The sequence below is a fragment of the Leclercia sp. UBA1284 genome, assembly GCF_002308415.1.
Classification (GTDB): domain Bacteria; phylum Pseudomonadota; class Gammaproteobacteria; order Enterobacterales; family Enterobacteriaceae; genus Enterobacter; species Enterobacter pneumoniae.
In genome coordinates this window covers 243,661-268,196 of record NZ_DBUS01000009.1, presented here as the reverse complement: position 1 = coordinate 268,196, position 24,536 = coordinate 243,661, and the positions used below count along the sequence as shown (strand labels likewise).

Genomic DNA, 24,536 nt, shown 5'->3' with positions numbered 1-24,536 from the left:
GGAAAAAACGTACTTTATGAATCATAGTTCGCACGCTAAGGCCCGAAGGTTTCGCTCGCCGATAAAAAAAATCCGCAAGGGTCGCTTGCGGAGGTGAAGGCAGCATCAGGATGGGTGGGGGTTACCGATCTTTTTCCACCATTAACGGTTCGATATCGCTCTCTTTCTTAATCACCAGCGAAGTATCACCGCGCAGGCAGGTACCGCCGTAATTGCCGCCGACGGTAAAGGTACAGACCTGGATATACTTCTCGTCCACCTTCGGCAAACACCACAGCTGCTGGTAAATATTTTTGCGATCGACAAACTTGCCGCTCGATTTATCCAGTAGCTCCTCCTGCGGGCTGATGAGATCGATATTGCTGCCGCAGCGCCCGGCGATAGGCTTCACGGCGTACCCGGTCTGGCTAAGCAGTGCGTTGACCTCAAAATCGGTATCCAGCAGGTAGCGGTGGTGAGGGAAGAGCTGCCACAGCACCGGCAAAATGGCTTTGTTGCCGGGGATCACCGTCCATAAGGGTTCAAAGACCAACACTTCCGGGCGCAGCAACACATCGATTAAGCGCACCTCGTTTTGCGGGTGGCCGGTACGGATAGGAACCGCCGCGTACTCGGTTTCACTGACTTCGCGGATCTGCTCGATGGCCGTCTCCCACGCCCAGGTTTTCCAGACGCAGTTGACCAGCCGCCCTTCATCATCAATTAATTGACCCGCCGCATCCCAGCTTAACGCCCCCAGCCCATGCAGGATTTTGGTTTCAAACCCGGCCTGAAGCAGTGAACGTTGAATAAAGAGCGCGTGGTAATCCTCCTCCACATCGTTGTCCTGCATGATGTGCACAAAGGGACGGGCCTGGCTGTGCTTCCAGGCGCCGGAAAGTTCTTCCAGTAACCCTTCCGCCGGGTTATGTCCGCCGCCGCGATAGCCGTTTTTCACCCACTCTTCCAGGATCAGCCCACCTTCGGTGTGGCACGACGCGGAGTCGGCATTGTACTCATACACCTTGATGCCACGCTCATCCATACAGAAATCCATGCGGCCGGTAATCATATGGTGACGACGCCACTGCCAGGAGAGACGCAGGCGCGGCCAGAGAATTTTCGGAATGTCGAAAAGCGCCAGTAAGTTGTCATCTTTCAGCACCTTGTCGGTGGCATGCAGATACATCAGGTGCAGCTCGTTGGTCGCTTTGATCAACTCCTGCTCGGCGCTTTCGGTGATGGTGAAGTAGTGGCAAGGATCGTGATTGATAAAATGGCCGTTGGCACGCACGTAGGCCTGCTGCAGCGCATCGTTCTCATTGAGCCATTTGCCATCAAACTGGCGGTTGTTTTTCAGCCGCGCGCCGCGAATATTCAGCAGTTCGCCGTTAACTTCTGGCTGCGGGAGGCTGTGTTCGGTGTCGCTGGTCTGGATCATCCAGCCCAGAATTTCGGTGTCGCTGAAGGTGTCATGAAGCCGGTAGCTGCCGTTCTCCACGCTCATTCTGAGTTCGCGCGTCCACTGCTGTCCCAGCGGCAGCGGAGAGTGAATAACATTCTGCTCCGCAATGCGCACCTTATCACCCAGCCGTTGCGTGATGACGGCCACGTGGCCGGTTTCGTGGAACTCACCGCCCTTTTGCCAGATAAGCAAAGCCCCCGCCTCCGGCGCGCGCTGAGAGCCGTTAGCAAAGGCCTGCAGCGGCAGGATATCGTCATTCACTACCTGACGAACAAAGCGTAAAGAGAAGATCTCCCACGCCATGCGCACATCGGTAAAGACAAAGCCGTAATTCAGGAACAGGAAGCGGCGGGCAAACTCAACGCACTGCCACTTGTGCCCCATATATTCATTGCCGGTATAGCTGCGAAAATCGGCATCTTCCGGATAATTTCGCGGATCGAGGGAGCTGTAATTCGAGGAGTAGATCGCCACGCCTCCCGGCGCATAGCCTAATAATGTCCCGAATGGCGCATCACTGCTTAACGTTCCTTTACGCATGTTTCCAACCTAATAAAGGCAGGCGGCAATTTTTTAGGGGGTTGTCGTCGTCTGCACGTTGTAATTAACCTGACAGAGGTGGATTTATCATACACCCGCGTGGCAAATTATTCGCCGCAGCAATAACGAAAAACAGACAACACAGGAGTCAATATGAGCGTACAGGCGCAGCCGCTGGAGTGGGGTCACGGCCCACGTATCTTTGAAGTGTTCCTGGAACCGACCTGCCCGTTTTCGGTCAAGGCCTTTAATAAGTTAAACGCGCTGCTGGAACAGGCTGGCGAGGATAAGATCACCGTCAAAATCCATTTACAGTCGCAGCCCTGGCATCTCTTTTCCGGCGTGATTGTGCGCTGCATTCTGGCGGCGTCGACGCTGCCCGAGGGGAAAGCGGCGGCACACAAGGTGATGCAGGCGGTGGCCGATCGCCGGGAAGAGTTTGAATTTACCGACCACTGTAGCGGGCCGAATATGCAGGCGACGCCTGAGGAGATTATCGCGCGCATCGAGCGTTACAGCGGGGTGCAGCTTGCCGACGCCTTTGCGCGCCCGGAACTGCAAACGGAAATTAAGTGGCACTGTAAATATGCACGTCAGAATGGGATCCATGTCTCCCCAACCTTTATGGTCGATGGTCTGGTGCAGCCCGATTTGGGCAGCGGCGACGAGGTTGCGGTATGGGTGAAGCGACTGCTGGGATAAGCGCCACCCTCTCTCGCCCGGGCGAGAGAGGGGCGGCTCCTGTTACGTTTTAAATAACCAACAGGCGGCAAAGTGCCCCGGCGCAATCTCCTGCATCGCCGGTTCCTGCGCCTGACACACCGGCATCGCATGGGGGCAACGGCTGCAAAAACGACAGCCTGGCAGCGCCGAGGTCGGCCCTGGGATCTCGCCCCGCAACGTGGCGTTATCAAGATTGCGGATGCGCGGATCGGGCTGGGGCACCGCCGCCAGCAAAGCACGCGTATAGGGATGGGCCGGATGCTGATAGAGCGCATTCGCGGGTGCGACCTCCACCAGCTTACCGAGATACATCACCCCAATGCGGCTGGAGATGTGGCGCACCATCGACAGATCGTGGGCGATAAACAGATAGGTGAGCCCCAGCTCCTGCTGTAAATCCTGCAGGATATTCACCACCTGCGCCTGCACCGAGACATCCAGCGCCGACAGCGGCTCATCGCACAGTACAAACTCCGGGCGCACGGACAAGGCGCGGGCAATGCTGATGCGCTGACGCTGACCACCGCTGAACTCATAGGGGAAACGTTGCAGATGTTCCTGTTTGAGCCCCACTTTATAGAGCAGCGTTTCGGTACGTTCACGCTGCTCCTCCCGACTGTAGCCGTGGATCTGCATCGGCTCGGCAACCAACTGCTGCACGGTCATGCCGGGGTTGAGCGAGGAGTAGGGATCCTGAAAAATCGCCTGCATCCTTCTGCGCAGCGGTTTCAGCTGTTTCTCGCTGGCCTGGGCAATGTTCTGCCCGGCAAAGTGGATCTCGCCGGAGGTGATGGCAAACAGGCGTAAAATGGCGCGTCCGAGGGTCGATTTGCCGCAGCCTGACTCCCCCACCAGGCCAAAGGTTTCACCGGGCATGATGTCAAAACTGACGCCATCCACCGCTTTTACCGCCGCCCCCTTTCGCAGTAGTCCGCTGTTTAGAGGATAGTGTTTGCGTAGCTCACGCACGCTGACTAACGGAGTACGTTGTTCGCTCATGCCTGAACCTCCTTATCGGCCCATAGCCAGCACGCGGCGCGGTGGCCTTCGTCCATCCGGTAAAACGCCGGCTGCCGATCACACTGCGGCATCCGCTTCGGACAGCGCTCAGCAAAGGGGCAGCCGGGAGGCGGATTGAGCAAGCCAGGTGGCGTGCCCTCGATCGGCGATAATCGCTGATTCACCTCGCCCGGACGGGGCAATGAGGCCAACAGCCCCTGGGTATAGGGGTGCGCCGGACGGTAAAAAATGTCCTCAACGCTCCCCTCCTCCATCACCAGCCCGCCATACATCACCACGACGCGGCTACACACTTGCGCCACCACGCCCAGATCGTGGGTGATGAGCAGGATGGCGGTCTGGGTTTGTTGTTGCAGGCTTTTCAGCAGACGCAATATCTGCGCCTGAATCGTCACGTCCAGAGCGGTGGTCGGTTCGTCGGCAATCAGCAGCTTTGGGTTACAGGAGAGCGCAATGGCTATCATCACCCGCTGGCGCATGCCGCCGCTGAACTCATGGGGATACTGATTGTAGCGCCGTTCCGCCTCGGCAATGCCAACCTGCTCCAGCATCGTTAGCGCCGCCGCTTTGGCCGCTTTTTTGGTCAGCCCTTTATTACGCATCAGGATCTCAGACATCTGCTTGCCGATGGTAAGCACCGGGTTAAGGGCGGTCATCGGATCCTGGAAAATCATGGCGATCTCATTGCCGCGAATGGCGCGCATCTGCTGCGGCGTTTTTTGCGCCAGATTGGCATTCTGAAACCGAATACTGCCACCGGTGATGCGGCCGTTACTTCCCAGAAGCTGGATAATGGATTTACAGGTCACGCTCTTGCCGCAGCCGGATTCGCCAACAATGCCGATAAGTTCCCCCGGCTGTACCTGAAAGCTCACGCCGCGAACTGCATGGACATCTCCCTGTCGGGTATGGAAGGTGGTTTGCAGATTATCAAGTTCGAGTAAGTTACTCATCGCGGTTCGCTCCCGGCTCAAAGGCGGTACGAAATACGTCGCCTAATACGTTAAAGCTGAACACCGTCAGCAGGATCAGAATGCCGGGGAACATCGCCAGCCACGACGCTTCGCCAATGTACGACTGGGCGTTGTTGAGCATACTTCCCCAGGAGGCGGCCGGCGCCTGTACGCCAAGCCCAAGAAAGCTCAGCGTCGACTCCATCAGGATCGCCGAAGCGATATTGAGCGTGGCGGCCACGATAATGGTCGGCAGCACGCCGGGAATGATATGGCGCACGATGATCCGTAGCGGCTGTTCGCCGGAAGCACGGGCATAAAGCACATATTCGCGCTCTTTAACCGAAAGCGTTTCGGCACGTACCAGCCGGGACATGTTCATCCACGTCAGCAAGCTAATGATAAAAATGATGTTATCCACGCCTGGCTTGAGGTAAGCGTTCACCACCAGCAGCAGGAAGAAGGCCGGGATCGCCATCAGAATATCGACGATACGCATCATCAGGTTATCGAGCCAGCCGCCAAAATAGCCGCTGATCGTGCCGACGAGGGTGCCAATCAGCGTAGAGAAAACCATCGCCAGAAAACCCACCATCAGCGAGATCTGCCCGCCGTAGAGGGCGCGGGTAAAGTAGTCGCGCCCGTACTCATCGGTACCAAACCAGTGAGTACTGTCCGGCGGCAGGGTACGGGCGTTCAGCGCCATCTGATCCGGGTCGAACGGGCTCAGCCCCGCACAGAGCGCGGCGACAACAAAGATAAAAAGGACAAATAACGAGAACTGCGCCGGACGGTTGCGGCGCAGCTGGTGACGAACTTGCTGCCAGCGTCTGCTCATCCGGGTTACCTCAGAGTTCGAATGCGGGGATCGGCGAAGCGATACAGCAGATCGGCGATCAGGTTGCCCACGATCAACATCATGGAAGAGAGCATGATGATCGCCATGATCAACGGGTAATCCAGCGAGGTGATCGACTGGATCCCCAGCAACCCCATGCCCGGCCAGGAGAAGACGCTTTCCGTCACGTAGGCCCCGACCACCAGCTCCCCAAACGACAGGCCGAACAGGGTAATCACCGGCAGCAGCACGTTTTTCAGCACATGGCGGAACAGAATGCCGGAACGGGTCGCGCCGTACGCGAGCTGGGTCTGCACGTAGTCGGCAGAGAGCTGCGTGATGGTATTGGAGCGAATATAGCGCACATAGCTTGAGAGATTGTAAAAGGTGAGCGCAATGCACGGCAGCACGCCGTGGCGAACCACATCCAGCCAGTTATCTTCCATGCCGATGGTGCGCATCCCCATGCTGGGAAACCAGTTGAGTTGTACGGCAAACACGGTGATCAGCAGTATGCCGAACCAGAAGATCGGCACCGAGATGCCAATATAGGCAAACAGATTCAGCAGATGATCCAGCCAGCGATGTTTAAACGCCCCGGCAAGCAGCCCGAGAGGAATGGCCAGCACGATGGCCAGCAGCAGCGACGCCCCCATCAATCCCAGGGTGGCCGGAATGCGCTCGGCGATCATCTCCAGCACCGGGCGGTGATAGATAAGCGAGTAACCCAGGTCGCCCTGCGCGACGTTTTTCAGCCACAGCAGGTACTGGGTGACCAGCGGCTTATCCAGCCCCAGGCTTTGACGGATGCGCTCGATATCTTCCGGCGCCATCCGCGGCGTGATATAGGCGGCAACCGGGTCGCCAGGAGCGAGTTTGACCAGCAAAAACGCCACCAGCGAAATAAAGAACAGCATCGGCAGCAGTTGCAGCAACCGACGCGTGAGTAATGTGTTCACGACATGCCCTTAAACGACTTACCTTGACGTAAGGCCCCGGCGAAATGGCCGGGGCAACCGCTTATTTCTGATAGATTTTTGATAAGTCCTGGAACAGATAAACCGGCTTCGGCTCCGCCTCTTTTGTGCCGCCGAAGCGTTTATCCACGGCAACGATCGCATTGGTATAGGCGATCGGGTAATAGGTCATGTCGCTCGCCACGGTCTGCTGGATTTGCTTGTAGATCTCCGCACGTTTTTTGGCATCGGTTTCCACAGCACCTTTATCCCACAGGGCATCGAACTGCGGATTTTTATAGTGCGCGTAGTTATAGGCCTCGTTACTCATAAACAGTGATTTGTAGCCGTCCGGCTCTGCGCCCATGATGTAGCCACCCAGATTCAGATCCCACGCGGTGTTGTTCATGTCCAGACTGCGCTGCGACATGGCGTTGGAATCCAGCGGCATCAGCTCAACGATCACCCCAATTCCCTTCAGGGCCTGCTGGATGTACAGCGCCTGGCTCTCCTGGGTTTTATTGGTATTCACGTAGGCCAGACGCAGCTTCAGGTTTTCTGGCGCACCTGAGTCCTTCAGCAACGCTTTGGCTTTTTGCTGATCGAACTTGTACTGCTCTACGTCGGCAGTCTGGTAGAGAGTATCCGGCGTCAGGAACGAGGCGGCGGGTTTCGCATAATCCAGCGAGGTGAAGGCGGTCTGGGTCAGCTCGTCTTTGTTGATAGCGTAAGCGATAGCCTGGCGCAGCGCTTTGCTCTTCATGACCGGCACGTTCTGGTTGAACGTCATATAGGCCAGACGCCCTTCCGGATAGACCACAAAGTCGAATTTACCGGTGTTTTTCAGGCGTGACACATCCTGCGGATCCACCATCTTCATGTTGATCTCGCCATTTTGCAGCGCAAGGTTGGCAGAGTTGCTGTCTTTAGCAAAACGGTAGGTGACGGAATCGAGCTTCGCCTTGCCGTTCCAGTAATCGTCGAAACGCGTCAGGGCATAGTACTGCCCGGCGCGATACTCTTTAAATTTGAACGGCCCGGAACCGATCGGCGTATCGTTTTTGGCGCTCTTTTCAAAATCGCTTTCACCGGCGAATACGTGCTGCGGGATGGGGTAAATTTGCACCAGCGTGCCGGTAAATGCCGCACTCACCTGCGGTAGGGTGAACTTAACGGTGCGATCGTCAACCTTGCTCACCACCACGGGTTTGCCGCCGTAAGTAAACATGCTGCGGAAGAAGCTGTGCTGGCTGGGATCGAGCAGTTTATTGAAGGTGAAGACCACGTCGTCGGCGGTCAGCGGCTGGCCATCCTGCCACTTCAGATTGGGTTTTAAGGTCAGGGTATAGCTCAGGTTATCGGCGGCGGGCGTCAGGCTTTCGGCCAGCCCCCATTCGATTTTCCCCTCGTTGAAGCTATATAGCGGTGCATACAGCGCCTGCATGATAGTTAACGTAGTACGGTCGCTGGCATAGAGCGGATTCACGGCCAGCGGGTCGCCGGAGGTGATGCCGATAATTAACGAACCGCCCGCTTTAGGCGCGTCATTGTTGGCGGCAGGCGCGTTGGCCGCCTCTTTATTTTTTGCCTCATCACAACCCGCCAGACCTAACGCGAGCGAAACCACAACTGCCGAAAACAGAAGCTTACGCATCTCACTAACTCCTTGCCTGATAAAGTGTTTATTACTGCCCGTTTTTATATATGTGCAAGCATCATAGGCAGCTTTACGCCCTTTCGCATTAACAATGAAAATGCGATTTTCGATTAAGCTTATACCGAATTTGATATATATAAGCGCAATGTGGAATAGCGCATAACCTTATGCGCTCGCAACGTTAAAGGGTTCACGAATCTCCTGCTAAACTGCCTCAACACATCATGCAAAAGGCAGGTCAACATGTCAGACAACAACTATCAGCCACCGAAAGTGTGGGAGTGGAAGCAGAACACCGGCGGCGCGTTTGCCAATATCAACCGCCCTATTTCCGGCGCAACGCATGAAAAAGCGCTGCCCGTCGGCGCGCACCCCTTGCAGCTCTATTCGCTGGGTACGCCGAACGGTCAGAAGGTGACCATTCTGCTCGAAGAGCTGCTGGCTCTGGGCATAACCGATGCCGAGTACGATGCCTGGCTGATTCGCATTGGTGAGGGCGATCAGTTCTCTAGCGGGTTTGTTGAGGTGAATCCTAACTCCAAGATCCCGGCGCTGCGCGACCACTCCACCACCCCGCCGACCCGGGTGTTTGAATCTGGCAATATCCTGCTCTATCTGGCCGAGAAGTATGGTCATTTTCTGCCGAAAGACCCGGCAGGCCGTACCGAAACGCTGAACTGGCTTTTCTGGCTGCAGGGGGCTGCCCCCTTCCTTGGCGGCGGTTTCGGCCATTTCTATAACTACGCCCCCGTGAAGATCGAATACGCGATCGATCGCTTTACCATGGAAGCGAAACGTCTGTTCGACGTGCTGGATAAACAGCTGGCGCGCGGCCGCTACGTGGCAGGCGATGAGTATACGATTGCCGATATCGCCGTCTGGCCATGGTTTGGCTGCGTGGCGCTGGGCAGCGTGTACAACGCCGCCGAGTTCCTGGATGCAGAGAAGTACACAAACGTGCAGCGCTGGGCGAAAGAGGTTGCAAATCGCCCAGCCGTCAAACGGGGCCGTATTGTGAACCGTACCTATGGCGAGCTGAACGAACAGCTGCATGAACGCCACGCCGCCAGCGATTTTGACACCAACACAGAAGATAAGCGCCAGGCATAAGCGCAAGCCGGGTGGTTCGCCGCCCGGCTATGCCTCAAATCCCGCCTCGCGTAAGATCCCCTTCGCAATCTCTGACTGTAAAAACATGCCCAGCCGCTGCCCTGCAGGGGTTATCACCGCACAGCCATACTCCGCGCAGGGGTTGTAAGGCGCCGGGAGAGGAATCACGGTTAAGCCGGGGATCGTGCGCAGCCTGGAGGCATAGCTGGCGTAGCCGATAAACAGCTCTGCCTGGCCGCTGTGGATAATCCACTCCGCCGCCAGCTTGCCCGCAGGAATCGGCGCAGAGTGTCGCCCACCGACCAGCGCCCTCGCCCGGGCTCTTACCCCCTCGCCGCTATCGCCCATGCGATCAAATAACGTCTGCGCATAATCTCCGCAAGGATCTTCCCCCGCCGTCGAGGTGGCGAGGCGCAAATCATCGCGGGTCAGTAGCGATAGCCAGTCATCCCCCTGCTGCAGCACATCACTGCGCACGGTCAGGCAGAGTGAATTGCGGGCGAAGGGGATGACGGCGAGCGGATTAAGCGCCCGGGGATGGGCAAGGTTTGCCGAGGCGAAAAGGTCGCACGCTTCACCCGCCGCAATACGCGCCCGCAGCAGCCCCGCCGGGCCAAACGCGGTCTCTACCGGCTCCGGGAAGTGGCGCAGTAACGAGGGCCAGACCCCGCGCAAACTGCCTGCCGCCAGGACGCGCATTAATCGATGCCCTGGTAGTCAGTGCGGTAAAAACGGTGATACCAGGCGTTTGCCTCTTTGCGCATATCCACGTCTTTGAACTTCCCGGGATAGAGTTTTTTCGCCATCCACAACTCGCCCAGCCCCATCGCTTCCGGCATCGGATAACCCCAGGCTTTCGCGTAATCGGGCATCAGGTAGACGCGCTGATTTTTCACCGCATCGAGGGTTTGCCATTGCGCAGAAGTTTTAATCTCATTGACCACGGAGGGGTAGCGATCCTGCACGAAAATTACCTGCGGGTTCCAGGCGATAACTTGCTCCATCGCCACGGTTTTAAAGCCCTTGATAGTGGCGGCGGCCACATTCAGCGCCCCCGCATGCGCCATCATTAAACCGGTATATTTTCCGGAGCCGTAGGTGGTTAACGCCGGGTTCGCCATATAGGCACGCACGCGCTCTGCGGCCGGGATCGCCTGCAGGCGATCGCGCACCTTTTTGCGTCCCGCGTCCGTTGCCGCAATCAGCACCTTCGCTTCTGCCGGCTTATTCACGATCTCGCCAATCAGGGTGATCCCTTCCCGCAGCCCCAAATCGTAGGCTTTCTCTTCATCGGCCTGGGTGGGGTTCAGTTTGTCTTGTTCACCGGGGGCATCGTGGCGTAGCGAAATCGCCACCACCGGGATCCCAAGGCTAGCGATCTTGTCGATCATCTCCCGCGGCGCATAGTTTGTGACAAACACCACCTGCGGTTTCAGCGCAACCAGCTTTTCCGGATCCACATGGGTGAGATCGCCGAGCATGGGTTTCTGGTTCAGCTCGGGCGCAAGGCGGGCATAGCCATCACCGAGTTGTTGCTTCCAGTTCGCCATCACCCCAACGATTTTATCGCTGGCGTTCATTTGCACCAGCAAGTTCAGCGTCTGGTGCTGCAGTACCACTACGCGATTCACCTCATCCGGGATCGTCACCTGACGGCCAATCTGGTCGGTAATCTGGCGCGACGCCTGAGAAGAGAACGGAGAAATGGCCAGAAAAAGAAAAGGTAATACCTGCCAAAAGCGCTGTTTCATCGTAGCCTCACATTCGTTATGTAATTTATTATATAACGAATGCGCGCCCCGTGTCCCGGCCCCTTTAGAGGTAGAGCGGGCAGGCGTGCCTTAACGCAAATCCCTCTCTTTTTTCAACGGCATGTTTACAACCATCCGGGAATCGCGCAAGAATCATTCTTATTTACCGATGAGCCTTTTCATGTCAGAGCAGGCGTTAAGACAACAGATTCAGAATCTCAAAAAGCACAATGCCCGGCTCGTCAGGCTAGCACGTGACGCCCGCAGTAAGCTGAGCGCTGCGCTGGACGGGACGGGTCTCTGTCTCTGGCAGCTGGATATTCCCAGCGGCAAGCTGATTATCTATAACCGCCGATGGGGTTCGATGCTGGGCTATCAGCCGAAAGCGCTTAGCGCCCAGTTTGAGGTCTGGCGGGAACACCTCCATCCCGATGACAAGCAAGACGTGCTGGACGCGTTTTACGATCATCTGAACGGTAAGACCCCCTTCTATGAAGCGCTGCACCGTATGCAGCACAGAAACGGTACCATCACCTGGGTGCTTGACCGGGGCCGAGTGACCGAATGGGATGAAAACGGCGCGCCGCTGAAGGTGACCGGCACCCATATTGATATGACCAAAGAGAAGCAGTACGAAGAGCAGCTGGCGCAGCTGGCTAACCACGACCCGCTCACCGGGCTGGCTAACCGTCATGCGCTGCTGCAACACTTTGCACAGCTTAAAGCCCGCGGTCCGCTGTGCGTGGCCTTTATTGATCTTGATGATTTCAAAGCCGTTAACGACGCCTTCGGGCACCGCAGCGGTGACGAACTGCTGATCCAGCTTAGCCAGCGTTTACGGGAAAGCTGCCCACCAGACAGCATCGTCGGGCGTCTCGGTGGCGACGAATTTGTGCTTTTACTCCCCCTTGCACTCTCCAGCCTGCAGGTGACGCGCATTGCTCAGCAGTGTCTGCACGCCGCCCTCACCCCCTTTGAGCTGGACAATGGCCAGGCGCGGGTGGGCGCCTCGGTAGGCATTGATGAAGTGCAGGAGGAGGATGACTTTGTGAATGCCCTCAAGCGCGCCGATCGGTCGATGTATCAGATCAAACATACCGGTAAAAACGGCGTCGCCCTCGGGCAGACGCCCCTCTCTCTCCCCCGTCTGGAAACCGGAACATGAAAAACAGCCGTCAGCAGGCCATTATTCAGCGGCTGGCGACGTGCGACTGGCTGACGACGGACGCGCTGGCCGACGCGCTGGCGGTGAGTAAAGAGACGATACGCCGGGATCTGAAAGCGCTGCAGGAGCAGGGGAAGATTGTGCGCCATCACGGGCGGGCGCGAGCGATCCACCCGGACAGGCAAGACGGTGGCGAGCCCTTTGGCGCGCGGCTGAAAAGCCACTACGCCGACAAAGCCGATATTGCTCGCCTCGCGCTGGACTGGGTGAGCGAAGGGATGACACTGGCGCTGGATGCCAGTTCGACCTGCTTTCATCTGGCAAAACAGCTCCCCGATATCGCCCTGACGGTGTTTACCAACAGCCTGCCGATTTGCCAGGAGATGGCCAGACGCGAACGCGTTACGCTAATTTGCTCCGGCGGTACCCTTGAGCGTAAATACCGCTGCTATGTGAACCCCATGCTGGTCACCCAGTTGAAATCGCTGGAGATCGATCTGTTTATCTTTTCCTGCGAGGGGGTGGATGAGCAGGGCATTATGTGGGATCCCTCGCCCGATAACGCCCGTTTTAAAACCCAGCTACTTAGCCGCGCCAGCCAGTCCTTGCTGCTGATCGACAAGAGTAAGTTCCGACGTTCCAGCGAAGTGAAAATTGGCCACCTGTCACAGGTCACCCAGCTTATCTCCGACGCGGAGCTCGTCAGGCGATAGCGCCGCGTCAGGCCGAATGCTGGCCGCGCGAGGCGGCCATTTTCAGATCCTTAGAAATTGGTCCAGTCGTCTGCGGCTGACGCCGCGGCGGGTTTCAGGCGAACCGGAGCGCTCGGCGGCGCGGCGACGGGCTCCTGAGCTGAGAGACGGAACTTCTGCACCGACCGCTGTAGCTCTTCGGTCTGGCGCTCGAGCGCAGAGGCGGCGGCGGAAACTTGCTCCACCAGCGACGCATTCTGCTGAGTCACGCCATCCATCTGGGTGATGGCGACGCCCACCTGCGAAATGCCCTTGCTCTGCTCTTCCGAGGCGGCGGCAATCTGCTTCATGATGGTGGTCACTTCGGTTACCGCCCGCAGCACCGCTTCCATGGTGGTGCCCGTGTCGTTAACCAGCTGCGAACCCTGCTCCACCCGGGAGACAGAATCAGCGATCAGCCCTTCGATCTCTTTCGCCGCATTGGCGCTACGGCTGGCCAGATTACGTACCTCGCCCGCCACCACTGCAAAACCACGTCCCTGCTCGCCCGCACGCGCCGCTTCCACCGCAGCGTTCAGCGCCAGAATGTTGGTCTGGAAAGCGATGCTGTTGATCACATTGGTGATCTCAGCGATTTTCTTGGAGCTGTCCGAGATGCCGGTCATGGTGCTGATCACATCTTCAACCAGCGCACCGCCCCGGCTGGCGGTAGTCGAGGCCACATCCGCAAGCTGGCTGGCCTGACGGGCATTATCTGCGTTCAGTTTCACCGTGGCCGTCAGCTGCTCCATACTGGCGGCGGTCTCTTCCAGCGCGGCCGCCTGCTCTTCGGTACGTGATGAGAGGTCGTTATTGCCGCTGGAGATCTCCGTCGCCCCGCGCCAGATGTTATCGCTGCCCGAGCGGATAGTGCTGACCGCTTCGCGCAGGCTATCCTGCATGGCGCTCAGCAGCGGCACCAGTTGGCCGACGCAGTTACGGCCAAACGGGGTGATAGGCTGGCTGAGGTCGCCCTGCGCAATCTGGCGGAAATGTTCGCGAATACGATCCAGCGGTTTCACCAGCATGGCGACCAGATAGCGATCGGTAAACAGCAGGATCAACAGGCCAATGATAGTCGCCACGATAATCACCGTGCGGGTGATGCTGGTGAAGTTGTCTACCATCACGCGGGTCGTATCCAGCAGGCGATCGGCGGCTTTATTGAAGTTTTCAGCGCTGGCGCCAAACGCACGACTGAGCGGCGGCGTGACGTTATTGGCTTGTTGACGGTAACCGTCCACGTTGCCCTGCTGTGCGAACTGCATCTGAGGGATGACGCCGTTTTCCAGTAACGCCTGCCAGCTGGCAATGACCTGGGCTGAGACCTGCGCATCCATCGGCCCCGGAGACATGGCTTTCATCTCCGCCAGTTTTTTGCTCATGTTATCCAGCGCCTGCTGTACAGGCGCGAGATCTGGCGAGCCTCCTGCCGCTTTAACATCCATAGCGCGGGTCAGGCGGGTCACGAAACGAAAATACTGATCGTTGCCCTGGCTCAGGACCGTCATCTGTTTGACCAGCTGGCGGTCGATTTCATTACCGTCCGACATTTTAGAAAGGGACCAGGTGCTATACAGCCCGACGCCTGCCCACATTAAACAAAAGATCCCAAGAATCGTCAGCAGAACGAAACGGATCGTGAAATTACGAAGCATTTGCATTTTTTTTCCTTACCGTGAGGAAGATATCGCCCGAAAGCGACTCCTGATCCCGTTATCGGCAGAAAAAAGGGAAGTTATACCTTTTCGCGAGTAATTTTATAAAACTTTTCATTCACCTTTAATTAGCGGAGAAACGATAATCATGCTGGGGAAATATCCCTGGAAATAACGTGTTTTTACATTTCATAGAATTAACAAATGTAAGTCATCCTCGCCATTCATTACCCGCATAATCCGAAAGGATTAGGGTGCTGAGAAGCATTGCCAATGAATCACTCGCTTTAAGCCTAAAAACCCCGCTTTTTGTACGTTAATAAAACCATCACATTCACCTTAAGAATATATTTATTCTGATTAATCAGGTTTAATTAGGTTAATTGCCATATTTTTAACACGGTCAATTTTTAAATTTCATTACATCCTTTACCCGTCAGACGTTTCTGAATTACGCAATTTTAAATTAAAAAGAGTCCACTTTTTTCTGGACTCAAAGAGGATTTGAAATGCGTCATTCCGTAAAACGGACAGTATTGTCACAATGTGTATTACTGGCTTTAACATCTTTCGCCGCGCAGGCCCAGGCGGGCGCCGCCACGCCTTGCCAAAATGGCGACACAACCAAAACCTGCGGCCTCTCCTTCTATGATAATACGGGCTATTATTATCAGAGTGAGGGCGTGGATAACGCCGTTATGGCCGATAAGACCGCAACCGATATCTATATGGATGGTCACCGCTCGCCAACCGATAGCCAAACCTTAACCGTCTCTGGCACGGATATGACAGGCTATTATATTCAGGGCAGCACCGGCGGTACCGCCGATATTAATGTCACCAATAACGCTAAGGTGGATATGGTCGAAGTCGGATCGGCTAAGAATACTACCAATACTACGGTCAATATCGATCATGCCACCCTGAACGGTGAAAACAGTGCGATCGAATACGGCGGGAAAAATAAAAGCTATATGATGGGCGCCGCCATCTATGTTGACCCTCTTGATAAGGGGGTCCACAACGTGAATGTCAGCAATGGCAGTGTCCTGCACGGCAGTATTATCAGCGCGGGGGCGGGCACGCAAAATATTGCTATCAGTAATAGCACCATGGACAACGCCGGCATTTATACCGGCAGTGCCACTTCGGATGTCACCGTCTCGCTGACCAACGCCACTCTCGACGCCAGCAACAGCCAGGTGGCGAAGAAGATGAAAACACTCGTGGACACACTGAGTAAGACCGAACCGTTCAGCGATATCAACCTGGATGCCTTTAGCGATGTGGCGATTGCGATGTATGGCACTGCCCACGAAAGTTTAACCCTGAATAACAGTACCGTGACCGGGGATGTGGGCATCATCAATGATAAAGGTCAGGTCGATCTCTCCGTCACGAATAACAGCGTGGTGAATGGCAATGTGACCCTCAACGGCAATGCCACCGACACCATCCTTGTGGATAACAGCACCATTAATGGTGATGTGAATACCAGCCAGAATAGCGGCAATACCACGGTTACCCTGCAAAATAACGCCAACGTCAATGGCGATATCACCACCGGCACCGGCAACGATACCGTCGTGCTGGTTAATAACTCCCACGTCAGCGGCAACGTCTCAGGCGGTGACGGTACCGATACCTTATCCATGGATGCAGGCAGCTCTATATCCGGGCAGATTAATCAGTTCGAAACCATCAATACCACCAGCGCGAACAGCATTACTATCGATACTATTAACGATGCCACGAGCTGGAATCTACAAAATGGCTCACGTCTTGTCTCTGCTACCACGGGCAGTAATGCCGTTGTGAATATGAGTACCGATAGCTTTGTCGATTTCGGCCAGATTACCGGCAGCGACAACGCGGTCGTGGTGAATAACATCACCCCCTCGGCGCTGAATCAGCAAAACCTGGTGATCGGCACCTTTACGACAAACACAGAGGGTGCGCCACAAGATTACGCAGCCGCCCGTTTTACCAATGGCGAGCAGCAGGTTGAGAACCGGAGTGGAGCCTATAACTACGATAACAGCCTGGACATTGTCGCCGCCAATGGGGATGTCACCCCGCAAACGCTGCTCGCCGCAGACAACAGCCAGAGCTGGAATATCGTCTTTAACAGTGAGCGAGGCTCTCTGGCGAGCGATGTTCAGGGGCTGATCGCTGGGCTGGATGCCGCCGAACAGGCGGGCCACCAGGTCACCGACGACATCACCAGTCACCTGGATCGTCTGCATCTTGCTGCCCTGACCGGGACGCAGCAGGAGGGGGCGCAGGTATGGGGAGATTTCCTCTATCAGAACGGCACCTTCAGCAACGATGTGGATTACACCAGCATCACCCAGGGGGCGCAGGGCGGCGTTGACTGGACGCACGCGCTCGCCAACGGTGACAGCGTGACCGGCGGTGTCGCTCTGGCCTGGACCCGCAGCCGCGTGGATGATACCCAGAGCGGCCCGGATAGCTTCAAAGATACCGTCTACGGTAACTATTACAGCCTTTATGGCGGCTGGCAGCAGGCAATGAATGGCCGTGACTGGGGCCTGTTCGCGGACGGTAGCTTCAGCTATGGCGATATGCGCTACACCCTCTCCGCCAACAACGTGACCGGCAACACCAGCGGCATGACCGAAGCCCTGCACGGTTCCACCGACGGCAACCTGTATATGGCGCAGGCGCGTGCTGGGGTGAACGTGCTCCTGCCAGGGGAGACGTTGCTACAGCCGTACGCCATTCTTGGCTGGGATCAGACCAAAGCCAACGGTTTCTCTGACAAGGAGGTGACCTTCGCCGACAGCCAGGTCTCCTCCTGGAACGGCGGCGCAGGGCTGCGTCTCTCCACCACCCTCACCGATCTCAATAAGAACGTGCAGATCACCCCCTGGGTGGATGCCCGCTTCCAGAAAGAGTTCAGCGATGATACGGATATCCAGGCGGCGGATTATCACAACACTCAGGGTCATAACAATACGATGGGCATGTTCGGTGCGGGGATCAACGCCACTGTTGCCCATAATTTCTCGGTCAATACGGGCATTTACTATGGCACCGGCGACGTGGATAACGACGCCAGCGTGCAGGCCGGTTTAAGCTATAGCTTCTGATAACGTTATGCCCGGTGGCCTTGCGCGCACCGGGCGCTTTGCGCTTAGCTCAGATACTTTTCAAACCATCCTAACGTGCGCTTCCACGCCAGCTCCGCTGCCGCTTCGTCGTAACGTGGCGTCGAGTCGTTATGAAAGCCATGATTCACGCCGGGGTAGATATAGGCCTCGTAAACCTTATTATTGGCTTTCAGCGCCGCCTCCCAGGCGGGCCAGCCTTCATTAATGTTTTTATCCAGTTCGGCAAAGTGCAGAAGCAACGGTGCCTTGACCTTCGCGGCATCTGCCGCCGGGGGCTGACGACCATAGAACGGGACGGCGCAGGCGAGCTCAGGCCAGGCGACCGCCGCCGCGTTAGAGACCCCGCCGCCATAGCAAAATCCGGTTATCCCCACCTTGCCGGTGGCCTCCGGATGCTGCTGCATAAACGCAATAGCGGCAAAGAAATCGTTCATCAGTTTGGTGGGATCGACCTTCTGCTGTAACACCTTCCCCTCTTCGTCGTTACCCGGATAGCCGCCGACTGAACTCAGGCCATCAGGCGCCAGGGCGATATACCCCGCCTTTGCGACCCGACGCGCAACGTCTTCGATATAGGGGTTCAGGCCACGGTTCTCATGCACCACCACCACCGCCGGGACCTTGCCGGCGGCTTTGGCCGGTTTGACCAGATAGCCCCGCACTTCACCGTGCCCCTCGGGCGAAGGATAGGTGATGTACTCCGGCACAATATCGGGATCGGTAAACTTCACCTGCTCCGCCAGGGCATAGTTGGGCTTGAGCATGTTAAACAGCGCCAGCGCCGTCACGCCGCCAACAGCATACTTTGCCGCCAGGTTGAGGAATTCACGTTTGCTGATTTTGCCGTGGGCGTAATAGTCATAGCTGTCGAGCAACTCTTGCGGAAAATCTTTGGCGGTGAGACGTGTCATAGCATATCTCCATGAATTGTGGGCTCTGTAAGGATAGAATGAAAACGCTGTTTCGAAAATTTATCGATAATAAAGGAGACATCATGCCCTGGAACGCCTCCCCTGAACGTTACGAAACCATGCAGTACCGCCGCTGTGGTAGCAGCGGCCTGCGTCTGCCCGCGCTGTCGCTGGGCTTATGGCACAGCTTCGGTCACGTTCATCCCCTCGAATCCCAGCGCGCCCTGCTGCGTAAAGCCTTCGACTGTGGGATCACCCACTTCGATCTCGCCAATAACTACGGCCCACCGCCGGGCAGCGCCGAGGAGAACTTTGGCCGTCTGCTGCGTCAGGATTTCGCCGCCTACCGCGACGAGCTGATTATCTCCACCAAAGCGGGATATGACATGTGGCCCGGCCCCTATGGCTCAGGCGGCTCGCGCAAGTATCTGCTCGCCAGTCTCGACCAGAGCCTGAGCCGGATGGGTCTGGATTACGTGGATATCTTCTACTCCCACCGGGTAGATGAGGCGACGCCCATGGAGGAGACCGCCTCTGCGCTGGCCCAGGCGGTGCAGAGCGGAAAAGCGCTCTATGTGGGTATCTCGTCCTACTCGCCCGAGCGGACGCAGAAGATGGCTGACTTACTGCGCGAGTGGAAAATTCCGCTCCTGATTCATCAGCCCTCTTACAACTTGCTGAACCGCTGGGTCGATAAAAGTGGATTACTGGATACGCTCAGGGCCAACGGCACGGGCTGTATCGCCTTTACCCCGCTAGCGCAGGGTCTGCTGACCGGCAAATACCTGAATGGCATTCCTGAAGGGTCGCGCATGCAGCGTGAAGGCAAAAAAGTGCGTGGACTGACGGAGAATATGCTGACCGAAGCGAACCTCGCCAGCCTGCGGTTACTAAATGAGATGGCGGAGCAGCGCGGCCAGACCATGGCGCAGATGGCGCTGAGCTGGCTGTTAAAAGATGAGCGCGTTACATCAGTGCTTATCGGCGCCAGCCGACCAGAACAGCTGGAAGAGAATGTGAAGTCGCTGGATAACCTGCACTTTACCGCAGACGAGCTGGCGAGGATTGATCGTCATGTGGCGGATGGGGAGTTGAACTTGTGGCAGGCGTCGTCAGATAAATAGAGGTAAACGGACAGCCCCGCGCTACAGCAGGGCTGTCCGGGTTTGGCTTACTTGCTGCGATTCAGCTTATCCAGATACCCCATCACAAACGCCGACAACACGAACGTCAGGTGGATAATCACATACCACATCAGTTTGTTATCCGGGATATTTTTGGCGTCCATAAACACCCGCAGCAGATGAATCGATGAGATTGCAACAATCGACGCCGCCACTTTGTTCTTCAGCGACGACGCATCCATCTTGCCCAGCCAGTTGAGCTTCTCTTTATCGGCAGAGATATCCAGCTGAGAGACGAAGTTCTCGTAGCCAGAGAACATCACCATCACCAGCAGACCGCCCACCAGGGTCATGTCTACCAGCGACAGCAGAACGAGGATCAGATCGGATTCGGCGACGCTGAAAATATGGGGCAGGACGTGAAAGATTTCCTGAAAGAATTTAATACCGAGGGCAATTAACGCCAGCGAAAGGCCAAAATAGACCGGGGCTAATAACCAGCGGGAAGCATACATTGCGTTTTCGAAAAAGCGTTCCATAGGATCCTGTCCGCGAAAAAAAACCAGCGTGCAGTATATCGCAAGGAGGCAATTCGTATGCAACAACTAAACGATAAAGACCTTACACATGCTCAGGTTTAACCATCGGGCGCTGGTATTCCGGCCACACCAGCACTACCAGTGCCGGATAAGCCTCCATGCTAAATTCGCGGAAACACTGGCGTAGGTTCAGCACATCGAGATCGGAATGGGAGACCTTTTCTCCGTTCAGGCAGCGCTTTTTGATATTATCGTAATATTTATAGACCGCCGAGTTGAGATCGCTACAACGGCGTTGAGCATCAAACAAGCCGGGGATACTATTTAATTCCGCCATGTTCATTCGTTTAATTGTGGCATGGAGAAAATCAATATATTCATGATTAACCCGCCAATACCACACCGGGGTAATGGCATTCATTAACAGCGAAAAATGGTCCTCCCCCTCCTCTTTGGACAGAGGCGGCGGCGGCGGCGAGGCCTGCCCGACTGCATCATTGCTGCTTTTATTGAAATCGCGCATCAATACAAGAACAACCGCAGTAAGCAATAACAATGTAATGACAGTATAAAAAATGCTGTTCATGAGAGGCTCCATTTTTTTTGATTTTAAATTTGCCTCATGTTATTGTCAACGAATCTCACGCTTCGAACAACCTCACCCCGTTGAATTTAAAGGACATATAAATGCTGCCTGAGAATCTGGTTCCGTCCAGGTTTCACATTTCTTCAGTGGAGCCGAAACAGGCGGAAGCAGAAACTGACGCTAATTTAACTAAGGGGAAAAGAACGCTTGCTGATTATGCGCCAGATATATTAATTGGCGTAACCCGCAATGGTCAGTCACGCAATATGTTGCTGGAAGAGCATGACCGTCATATTAAAGACCGTTTATTTCGCGTTTTTAAAATCGAGACCTTTGCCCGCCTGCTAAACGATCTGCAAGCTGAAGGGGAAATTGACGCGCAGGAACTAAGTCAAATATTGGCGGAAAAGACCGAAGAAATAAATGAAGCGGGTAATGAAATTTGGCTTAATTTAATTACCTGCGAAAAGGAAACGCCCCTTTTTTATCAACTTGAGGACGAATAAAATGAAAGAAGTTGATAATAACAATGTGTATTTGACTTTAGATGATAAAAATAGCGACGAGTTTATCTTAAAGCAGAATATCGACACGCTTAAAATGATCAAAAATGAAGAGATGGCGCGCATCGCCAAAGAACTGGTATCGATTCCGGCCGCGCTGGTTCGTCTGAAGTGGCATAATCGTCGGGAAATTTATCCCCTGCAGGTCAAAGAAGAGATCTACGGCGCCACTCTCAGCGCCATAATTGAACGCCAGCCCGCGCTGAAAGATAAAATTATGGCCCGACTGGAGAGCAACTATCAGTATCTGCTGGCCCGCGAAACGGCCACCCTGCGCATTACGCGTAAACTTGCTGATGAGGGCTATCGCACCTCTTGCGTCACTACCGTCGCGCTCGACGAGGAGTATCTGGCAAAGCATCAGCAAAAAGACCCTGTCTGAACACCTTTTCTGCGTCACCCACTCGCCCGACTAACGTCTACCGCTTCGCTTCCCGTTGTAAAAAAACTTAAGGATTATCCTGAATATTTCTCAAAGTGCAGTTGATTCTCCTAAGCTTAGATTCTCTCTACGCAAACAAGGAGCGCAGTTATGGCTAAGAATCAAACCGAACTTCAGGACCCAACCACCCAGTACTACACCGGCGAGTATCCGCAGCAGAAGCAGCCTGCGCCGGGCGTTCAGTCGAAAATGGATCCGGTACCCGATTGCGGTGAGCAGAGCTATAAAGGCAGCGGCCGACTTCAGAATCGTAAGGCACTGGTGACAGGGGGCGACTCCGGTATCGGGCGTGCTGCCGCCATTGCTTACGCGCGTGAAGGGGCGGATGTGGCGATTAACTATCTGCCTGCCGAAGAAGAGGATGCGCAGCAAGTTAAGCAGCTGATTGAAGAGGCTGGCCGCAAAGCGGTGCTGTTACCCGGCGATTTGAGCGATGAGAGCTTTGCCCGCTCGCTGGTGCATAAAGCGCATGAGGCGCTGGGCGGACTGGATGTGCTGGCGCTGGTCGCGGGGAAACAGACGGCGGTCAAGGACATTGCCGACCTGACTACCCAACAATTTAAAGAGACCTACGCGGTGAACGTGCTGGCCCTCTTTTACATTACGCAGGAGGCGCTGCCGCTGTTGCCAGCCGGTGCGAGCATCATTACTACCTCCTCTATCCAGGCTTATCAGCCAAGTCCACACCTGTTGGATTACGCCTCTACCAAGGCGGCGATCCTTAACTACAGCCGCGGGCTGGCGAAGCAGGTGGCGGAGAAAGGGATTCGCGTGAACGTGGTGGCACCGGGTCCAATCTGGACAGCGCTGCAGATTTGTGGCGGCCAGCCGCAGGAGAAAATCCCGCAGTTTGGTCAGCAAACGCCGATGAAACGTGCCGGTCAGCCGGCAGAGCTGGCGCCGGTATATGTTTATCTGGCAAGTCAGGAATCTAGCTATGTTACCGCAGAAGTGCATGGGGTATGCGGCGGGGAACATCTGGCATAACCCCTCTGCGGGCTGATGCCCTCACCCCGGCCCTCTCCCACAGGGAGAGGGAGCTGATACGCAAAAAGGCAACTGAGGTTGCCTTTGTTTTGGCTTCTGTGCGGGCTGATGCCCTCACCCCAGCCCTCTCCCACAGGGAGAGGGAGCTGATACGCAAAAAGGCAGCTGACGTTGCCTTTTTGTTTTGGCTTTTGTGCAGGCTGATGCCCTCACCCCAGCACTCTCCCACGGGGAGAGGGAGCTGATACGCAAAAAGGCAACTGACGTTGCCTTTTTGTTTTGGGTTCTGTGCGGGCTGATGCCCTCACCCCGGCCCTCTCCCACAGGGAGAGGGAGCTGATACGCAAAAAGGCAACTGACGTTGCCTTTTTTACTTTTATTTCGCTGCCGTTTTCTCTTCGCCGACCAGACCAATCTTCAGATAACCCGCCTGGTGCAGCGTGTCCATTACCTTCATCATGGTTTCATAGTCGACAGTTTTATCGGCGCGGAAGAAGACCGTCGTGTCTTTCTTGCCCTGCGTCAGCGCGTCGAGCGCCGGGATCACAGACGCATCGGTCACCGGGTCATTGCCCAGGAACATCGATTTATCTGCCTTAACGGACAGGTAGATCGGTTTTTCCGGACGCGGCTGTGGCTGGCTGGAGGAGGCCGGCAAATTCACCTTCACATCTACCGTCGCCAGCGGCGCAGCAACCATGAAGATAATCAGCAGAACCAGCATAACGTCGATGAACGGCGTTACGTTGATTTCATGCATTTCACCGTTATCGTCCAGATTTTCATTAAGACGCATCGCCATACAATCAACCTACACGCAGTTTCGACGAGGAATGCACCGGCTTAACATTGCTGGCGTTGAGGTCCAGGTCACGGCTTTGCAGCAGCAGAACCTGTGCGGCAACATCGCCCAGCGTGGCTTTGTAGCTGCCAATCATGCGGGCAAAGACGTTATAGATAACCACGGCCGGGATTGCTGCCACCAAACCGATAGCCGTAGCCAGCAGCGCTTCTGCGATACCCGGTGCTACCACCGCCAGGTTAGTGGTCTGGGTTTGAGCGATACCGATAAAGCTGTTCATGATGCCCCAGACGGTACCGAACAGACCTACGAACGGCGAAATCGCCCCGATGGTCGCGAGATAGCCGTTACCGCGTCCCATATGACGGCCCACGGCAGCAACGCGACGTTCCAGGCGGAAACCTGTACGCTCTTTAATACCTTCGTTATCTTCACTGCCTGCAGAGAGTTCCAGCTCGTTCTGAGCTTCATTAACCAGAAGGCTGGTCAGGCTTTTCGCATGGAAGGCGGAGGTCATGTCGCTGGCCTGGTCCAGAGAGCGGGCTTCAGCCAGCTGCTGCTGTTCGCGCTTAAGGCGACGCTTCTGGCTGATGAGCTCTACGCTCTTGCTGAAGAAGATGGCCCAGGTGACAACGGACGCCAGAATCAGGCCGATCATCACAATCTTAACCACGATGTCAGCATGATGGTACATGCCCCAGACGGAGAGGTCCGTCTGCATCAAATTATTACCCACTCTGTATCTCCAGGACGCAAATCACAAATTCTGAGCATAATAATATCAAAATATCTCCGAATTGATAGTAGTTCTCATTAGTATTTGCATACTGCATGAATTTGCCCGTTTTTTCCTTGCGCTTACGCAGGGAAAACTTTCATCGCCCTATTTTAAAAAATTATCT

23 protein-coding genes are annotated in these 24,536 nt (G+C 55.6%); 9 read left to right on the top strand and 14 right to left on the bottom strand.

The annotated features are described in order from the left end of the window. Window positions 1–121: 121 nt before the first annotated feature. Window positions 122–1,984 carry a bifunctional glutathionylspermidine amidase/synthase gene (gene gss / locus B3511_RS19855; protein ID WP_286791392.1) on the bottom strand — a complete coding sequence of 621 codons (1,863 nt, stop codon included), beginning with the start codon at window positions 1,982–1,984 and terminating at the stop codon, window positions 122–124. Between the two features lie 153 nt (window positions 1,985–2,137). On the opposite strand from gss, the gene B3511_RS19850 reads away from it, so the two are divergent. Then, complete coding sequence (locus B3511_RS19850; protein ID WP_286791391.1) at window positions 2,138–2,686, top strand: DsbA family protein; 549 nt, start codon at window positions 2,138–2,140, stop codon at window positions 2,684–2,686. Window positions 2,687–2,728: 42 nt separating this feature from the next. Here B3511_RS19850 and B3511_RS19845 read toward each other — a convergent pair whose 3' ends face one another. The 5 genes from B3511_RS19845 to B3511_RS19825 form a co-directional block, all read right to left on the bottom strand. Then, a complete protein-coding gene (locus B3511_RS19845) occupies window positions 2,729–3,706 on the bottom strand; it encodes an ABC transporter ATP-binding protein (protein WP_286791390.1) in 978 nt (325 codons plus the stop codon). Further along, entirely contained in the window at window positions 3,703–4,680 is a 978-nt protein-coding gene (locus B3511_RS19840) for an ABC transporter ATP-binding protein (protein ID WP_286791389.1), read from the bottom strand. The genes B3511_RS19845 and B3511_RS19840 overlap by 4 nt, the downstream gene beginning before the upstream one ends. Continuing rightward, window positions 4,673–5,518: an ABC transporter permease gene (locus B3511_RS19835; protein ID WP_040074033.1), complete on the bottom strand. Its 846-nt coding sequence runs from the start codon at window positions 5,516–5,518 to the stop codon at window positions 4,673–4,675. The genes B3511_RS19840 and B3511_RS19835 overlap by 8 nt, the downstream gene beginning before the upstream one ends. Before the next feature lie 5 nt (window positions 5,519–5,523). Continuing rightward, complete coding sequence (locus B3511_RS19830) at window positions 5,524–6,477, bottom strand: ABC transporter permease (RefSeq protein ID WP_207292399.1); 954 nt, start codon at window positions 6,475–6,477, stop codon at window positions 5,524–5,526. A gap of 61 nt (window positions 6,478–6,538) precedes the next feature. Then, entirely contained in the window at window positions 6,539–8,128 is a 1,590-nt protein-coding gene (locus B3511_RS19825) for an ABC transporter substrate-binding protein (RefSeq protein WP_286791388.1), read from the bottom strand. A gap of 246 nt (window positions 8,129–8,374) precedes the next feature. Between B3511_RS19825 and yghU the strand changes: the two genes are divergently transcribed. Next, a complete protein-coding gene (yghU, locus tag B3511_RS19820; RefSeq protein WP_286791387.1) occupies window positions 8,375–9,241 on the top strand; it encodes a glutathione-dependent disulfide-bond oxidoreductase in 867 nt (288 codons plus the stop codon). A 27-nt stretch (window positions 9,242–9,268) separates the two neighbouring features. Here the strand turns inward: yghU and B3511_RS19815 are convergent, their stop codons facing one another. Next, the gene (locus tag B3511_RS19815; RefSeq protein WP_286791386.1) at window positions 9,269–9,940 is read right to left on the bottom strand and encodes a substrate-binding domain-containing protein; all 672 of its coding nucleotides are present in this window, start codon (window positions 9,938–9,940) and stop codon (window positions 9,269–9,271) included. After that, window positions 9,940–10,992 carry an ABC transporter substrate-binding protein gene (locus B3511_RS19810; RefSeq protein ID WP_286791385.1) on the bottom strand — a complete coding sequence of 351 codons (1,053 nt, stop codon included), beginning with the start codon at window positions 10,990–10,992 and terminating at the stop codon, window positions 9,940–9,942. Before B3511_RS19810 ends, B3511_RS19815 begins: the two co-directional genes overlap by 1 nt. Before the next feature lie 181 nt (window positions 10,993–11,173). Between B3511_RS19810 and B3511_RS19805 the strand changes: the two genes are divergently transcribed. After that, complete coding sequence (locus B3511_RS19805) at window positions 11,174–12,157, top strand: sensor domain-containing diguanylate cyclase (protein WP_286791384.1); 984 nt, start codon at window positions 11,174–11,176, stop codon at window positions 12,155–12,157. After that, window positions 12,154–12,870, top strand: a complete 717-nt coding sequence (gene fucR / locus B3511_RS19800) for an L-fucose operon activator (protein ID WP_040074026.1) — start codon at window positions 12,154–12,156, stop codon at window positions 12,868–12,870. Before B3511_RS19805 ends, fucR begins: the two co-directional genes overlap by 4 nt. A gap of 50 nt (window positions 12,871–12,920) precedes the next feature. Here fucR and B3511_RS19795 read toward each other — a convergent pair whose 3' ends face one another. Then, entirely contained in the window at window positions 12,921–14,552 is a 1,632-nt protein-coding gene (locus B3511_RS19795; RefSeq protein WP_212476595.1) for a methyl-accepting chemotaxis protein, read from the bottom strand. A 503-nt stretch (window positions 14,553–15,055) separates the two neighbouring features. Here B3511_RS19795 and B3511_RS19790 point away from each other — a divergent pair. Continuing rightward, on the top strand, window positions 15,056–17,659 hold the full coding sequence (locus B3511_RS19790) for an autotransporter outer membrane beta-barrel domain-containing protein (protein ID WP_286791383.1): 2,604 nt from the start codon (window positions 15,056–15,058) through the stop codon (window positions 17,657–17,659). A 44-nt stretch (window positions 17,660–17,703) separates the two neighbouring features. On the opposite strand, the gene yghX is transcribed toward B3511_RS19790, so the two are convergent. After that, on the bottom strand, window positions 17,704–18,591 hold the full coding sequence (yghX, locus tag B3511_RS19785; protein WP_040074023.1) for a YghX family hydrolase: 888 nt from the start codon (window positions 18,589–18,591) through the stop codon (window positions 17,704–17,706). An 83-nt stretch (window positions 18,592–18,674) separates the two neighbouring features. Here yghX and B3511_RS19780 point away from each other — a divergent pair, with 83 nt between their 5' ends. Beyond that, complete coding sequence (locus tag B3511_RS19780) at window positions 18,675–19,715, top strand: aldo/keto reductase (protein WP_286791382.1); 1,041 nt, start codon at window positions 18,675–18,677, stop codon at window positions 19,713–19,715. Between the two features lie 47 nt (window positions 19,716–19,762). Here B3511_RS19780 and B3511_RS19775 read toward each other — a convergent pair whose 3' ends face one another. Both B3511_RS19775 and B3511_RS19770 read right to left on the bottom strand, forming a co-directional pair. Beyond that, on the bottom strand, window positions 19,763–20,254 hold the full coding sequence (locus tag B3511_RS19775) for a TIGR00645 family protein (protein ID WP_046886010.1): 492 nt from the start codon (window positions 20,252–20,254) through the stop codon (window positions 19,763–19,765). A gap of 82 nt (window positions 20,255–20,336) precedes the next feature. After that, window positions 20,337–20,840, bottom strand: coding sequence for an ESA_00282 family adhesion-associated protein (locus tag B3511_RS19770; protein WP_046886009.1), 504 nt, complete (start codon window positions 20,838–20,840; stop codon window positions 20,337–20,339). Between the two features lie 101 nt (window positions 20,841–20,941). Between B3511_RS19770 and B3511_RS19765 the strand changes: the two genes are divergently transcribed. The 3 genes from B3511_RS19765 (at window position 20,942) to B3511_RS19755 (ending at window position 22,832) form a co-directional block, all read left to right on the top strand. Beyond that, entirely contained in the window at window positions 20,942–21,346 is a 405-nt protein-coding gene (locus tag B3511_RS19765; protein WP_046886008.1) for a hypothetical protein, read from the top strand. Window position 21,347: 1 nt separating this feature from the next. Then, a complete protein-coding gene (locus tag B3511_RS19760) occupies window positions 21,348–21,785 on the top strand; it encodes a cytoplasmic protein (protein ID WP_286791381.1) in 438 nt (145 codons plus the stop codon). Window positions 21,786–21,935: 150 nt separating this feature from the next. Beyond that, window positions 21,936–22,832, top strand: coding sequence for an SDR family oxidoreductase (locus B3511_RS19755; RefSeq protein ID WP_286791379.1), 897 nt, complete (start codon window positions 21,936–21,938; stop codon window positions 22,830–22,832). Between the two features lie 376 nt (window positions 22,833–23,208). On the opposite strand, the gene exbD is transcribed toward B3511_RS19755, so the two are convergent. After that, a complete protein-coding gene (gene exbD / locus B3511_RS19750) occupies window positions 23,209–23,634 on the bottom strand; it encodes a TonB system transport protein ExbD (RefSeq protein ID WP_040074017.1) in 426 nt (141 codons plus the stop codon). Between the two features lie 4 nt (window positions 23,635–23,638). Next, window positions 23,639–24,370, bottom strand: coding sequence for a tol-pal system-associated acyl-CoA thioesterase (gene exbB / locus B3511_RS19745; protein ID WP_040074016.1), 732 nt, complete (start codon window positions 24,368–24,370; stop codon window positions 23,639–23,641). Window positions 24,371–24,536: the final 166 nt, after the last annotated feature.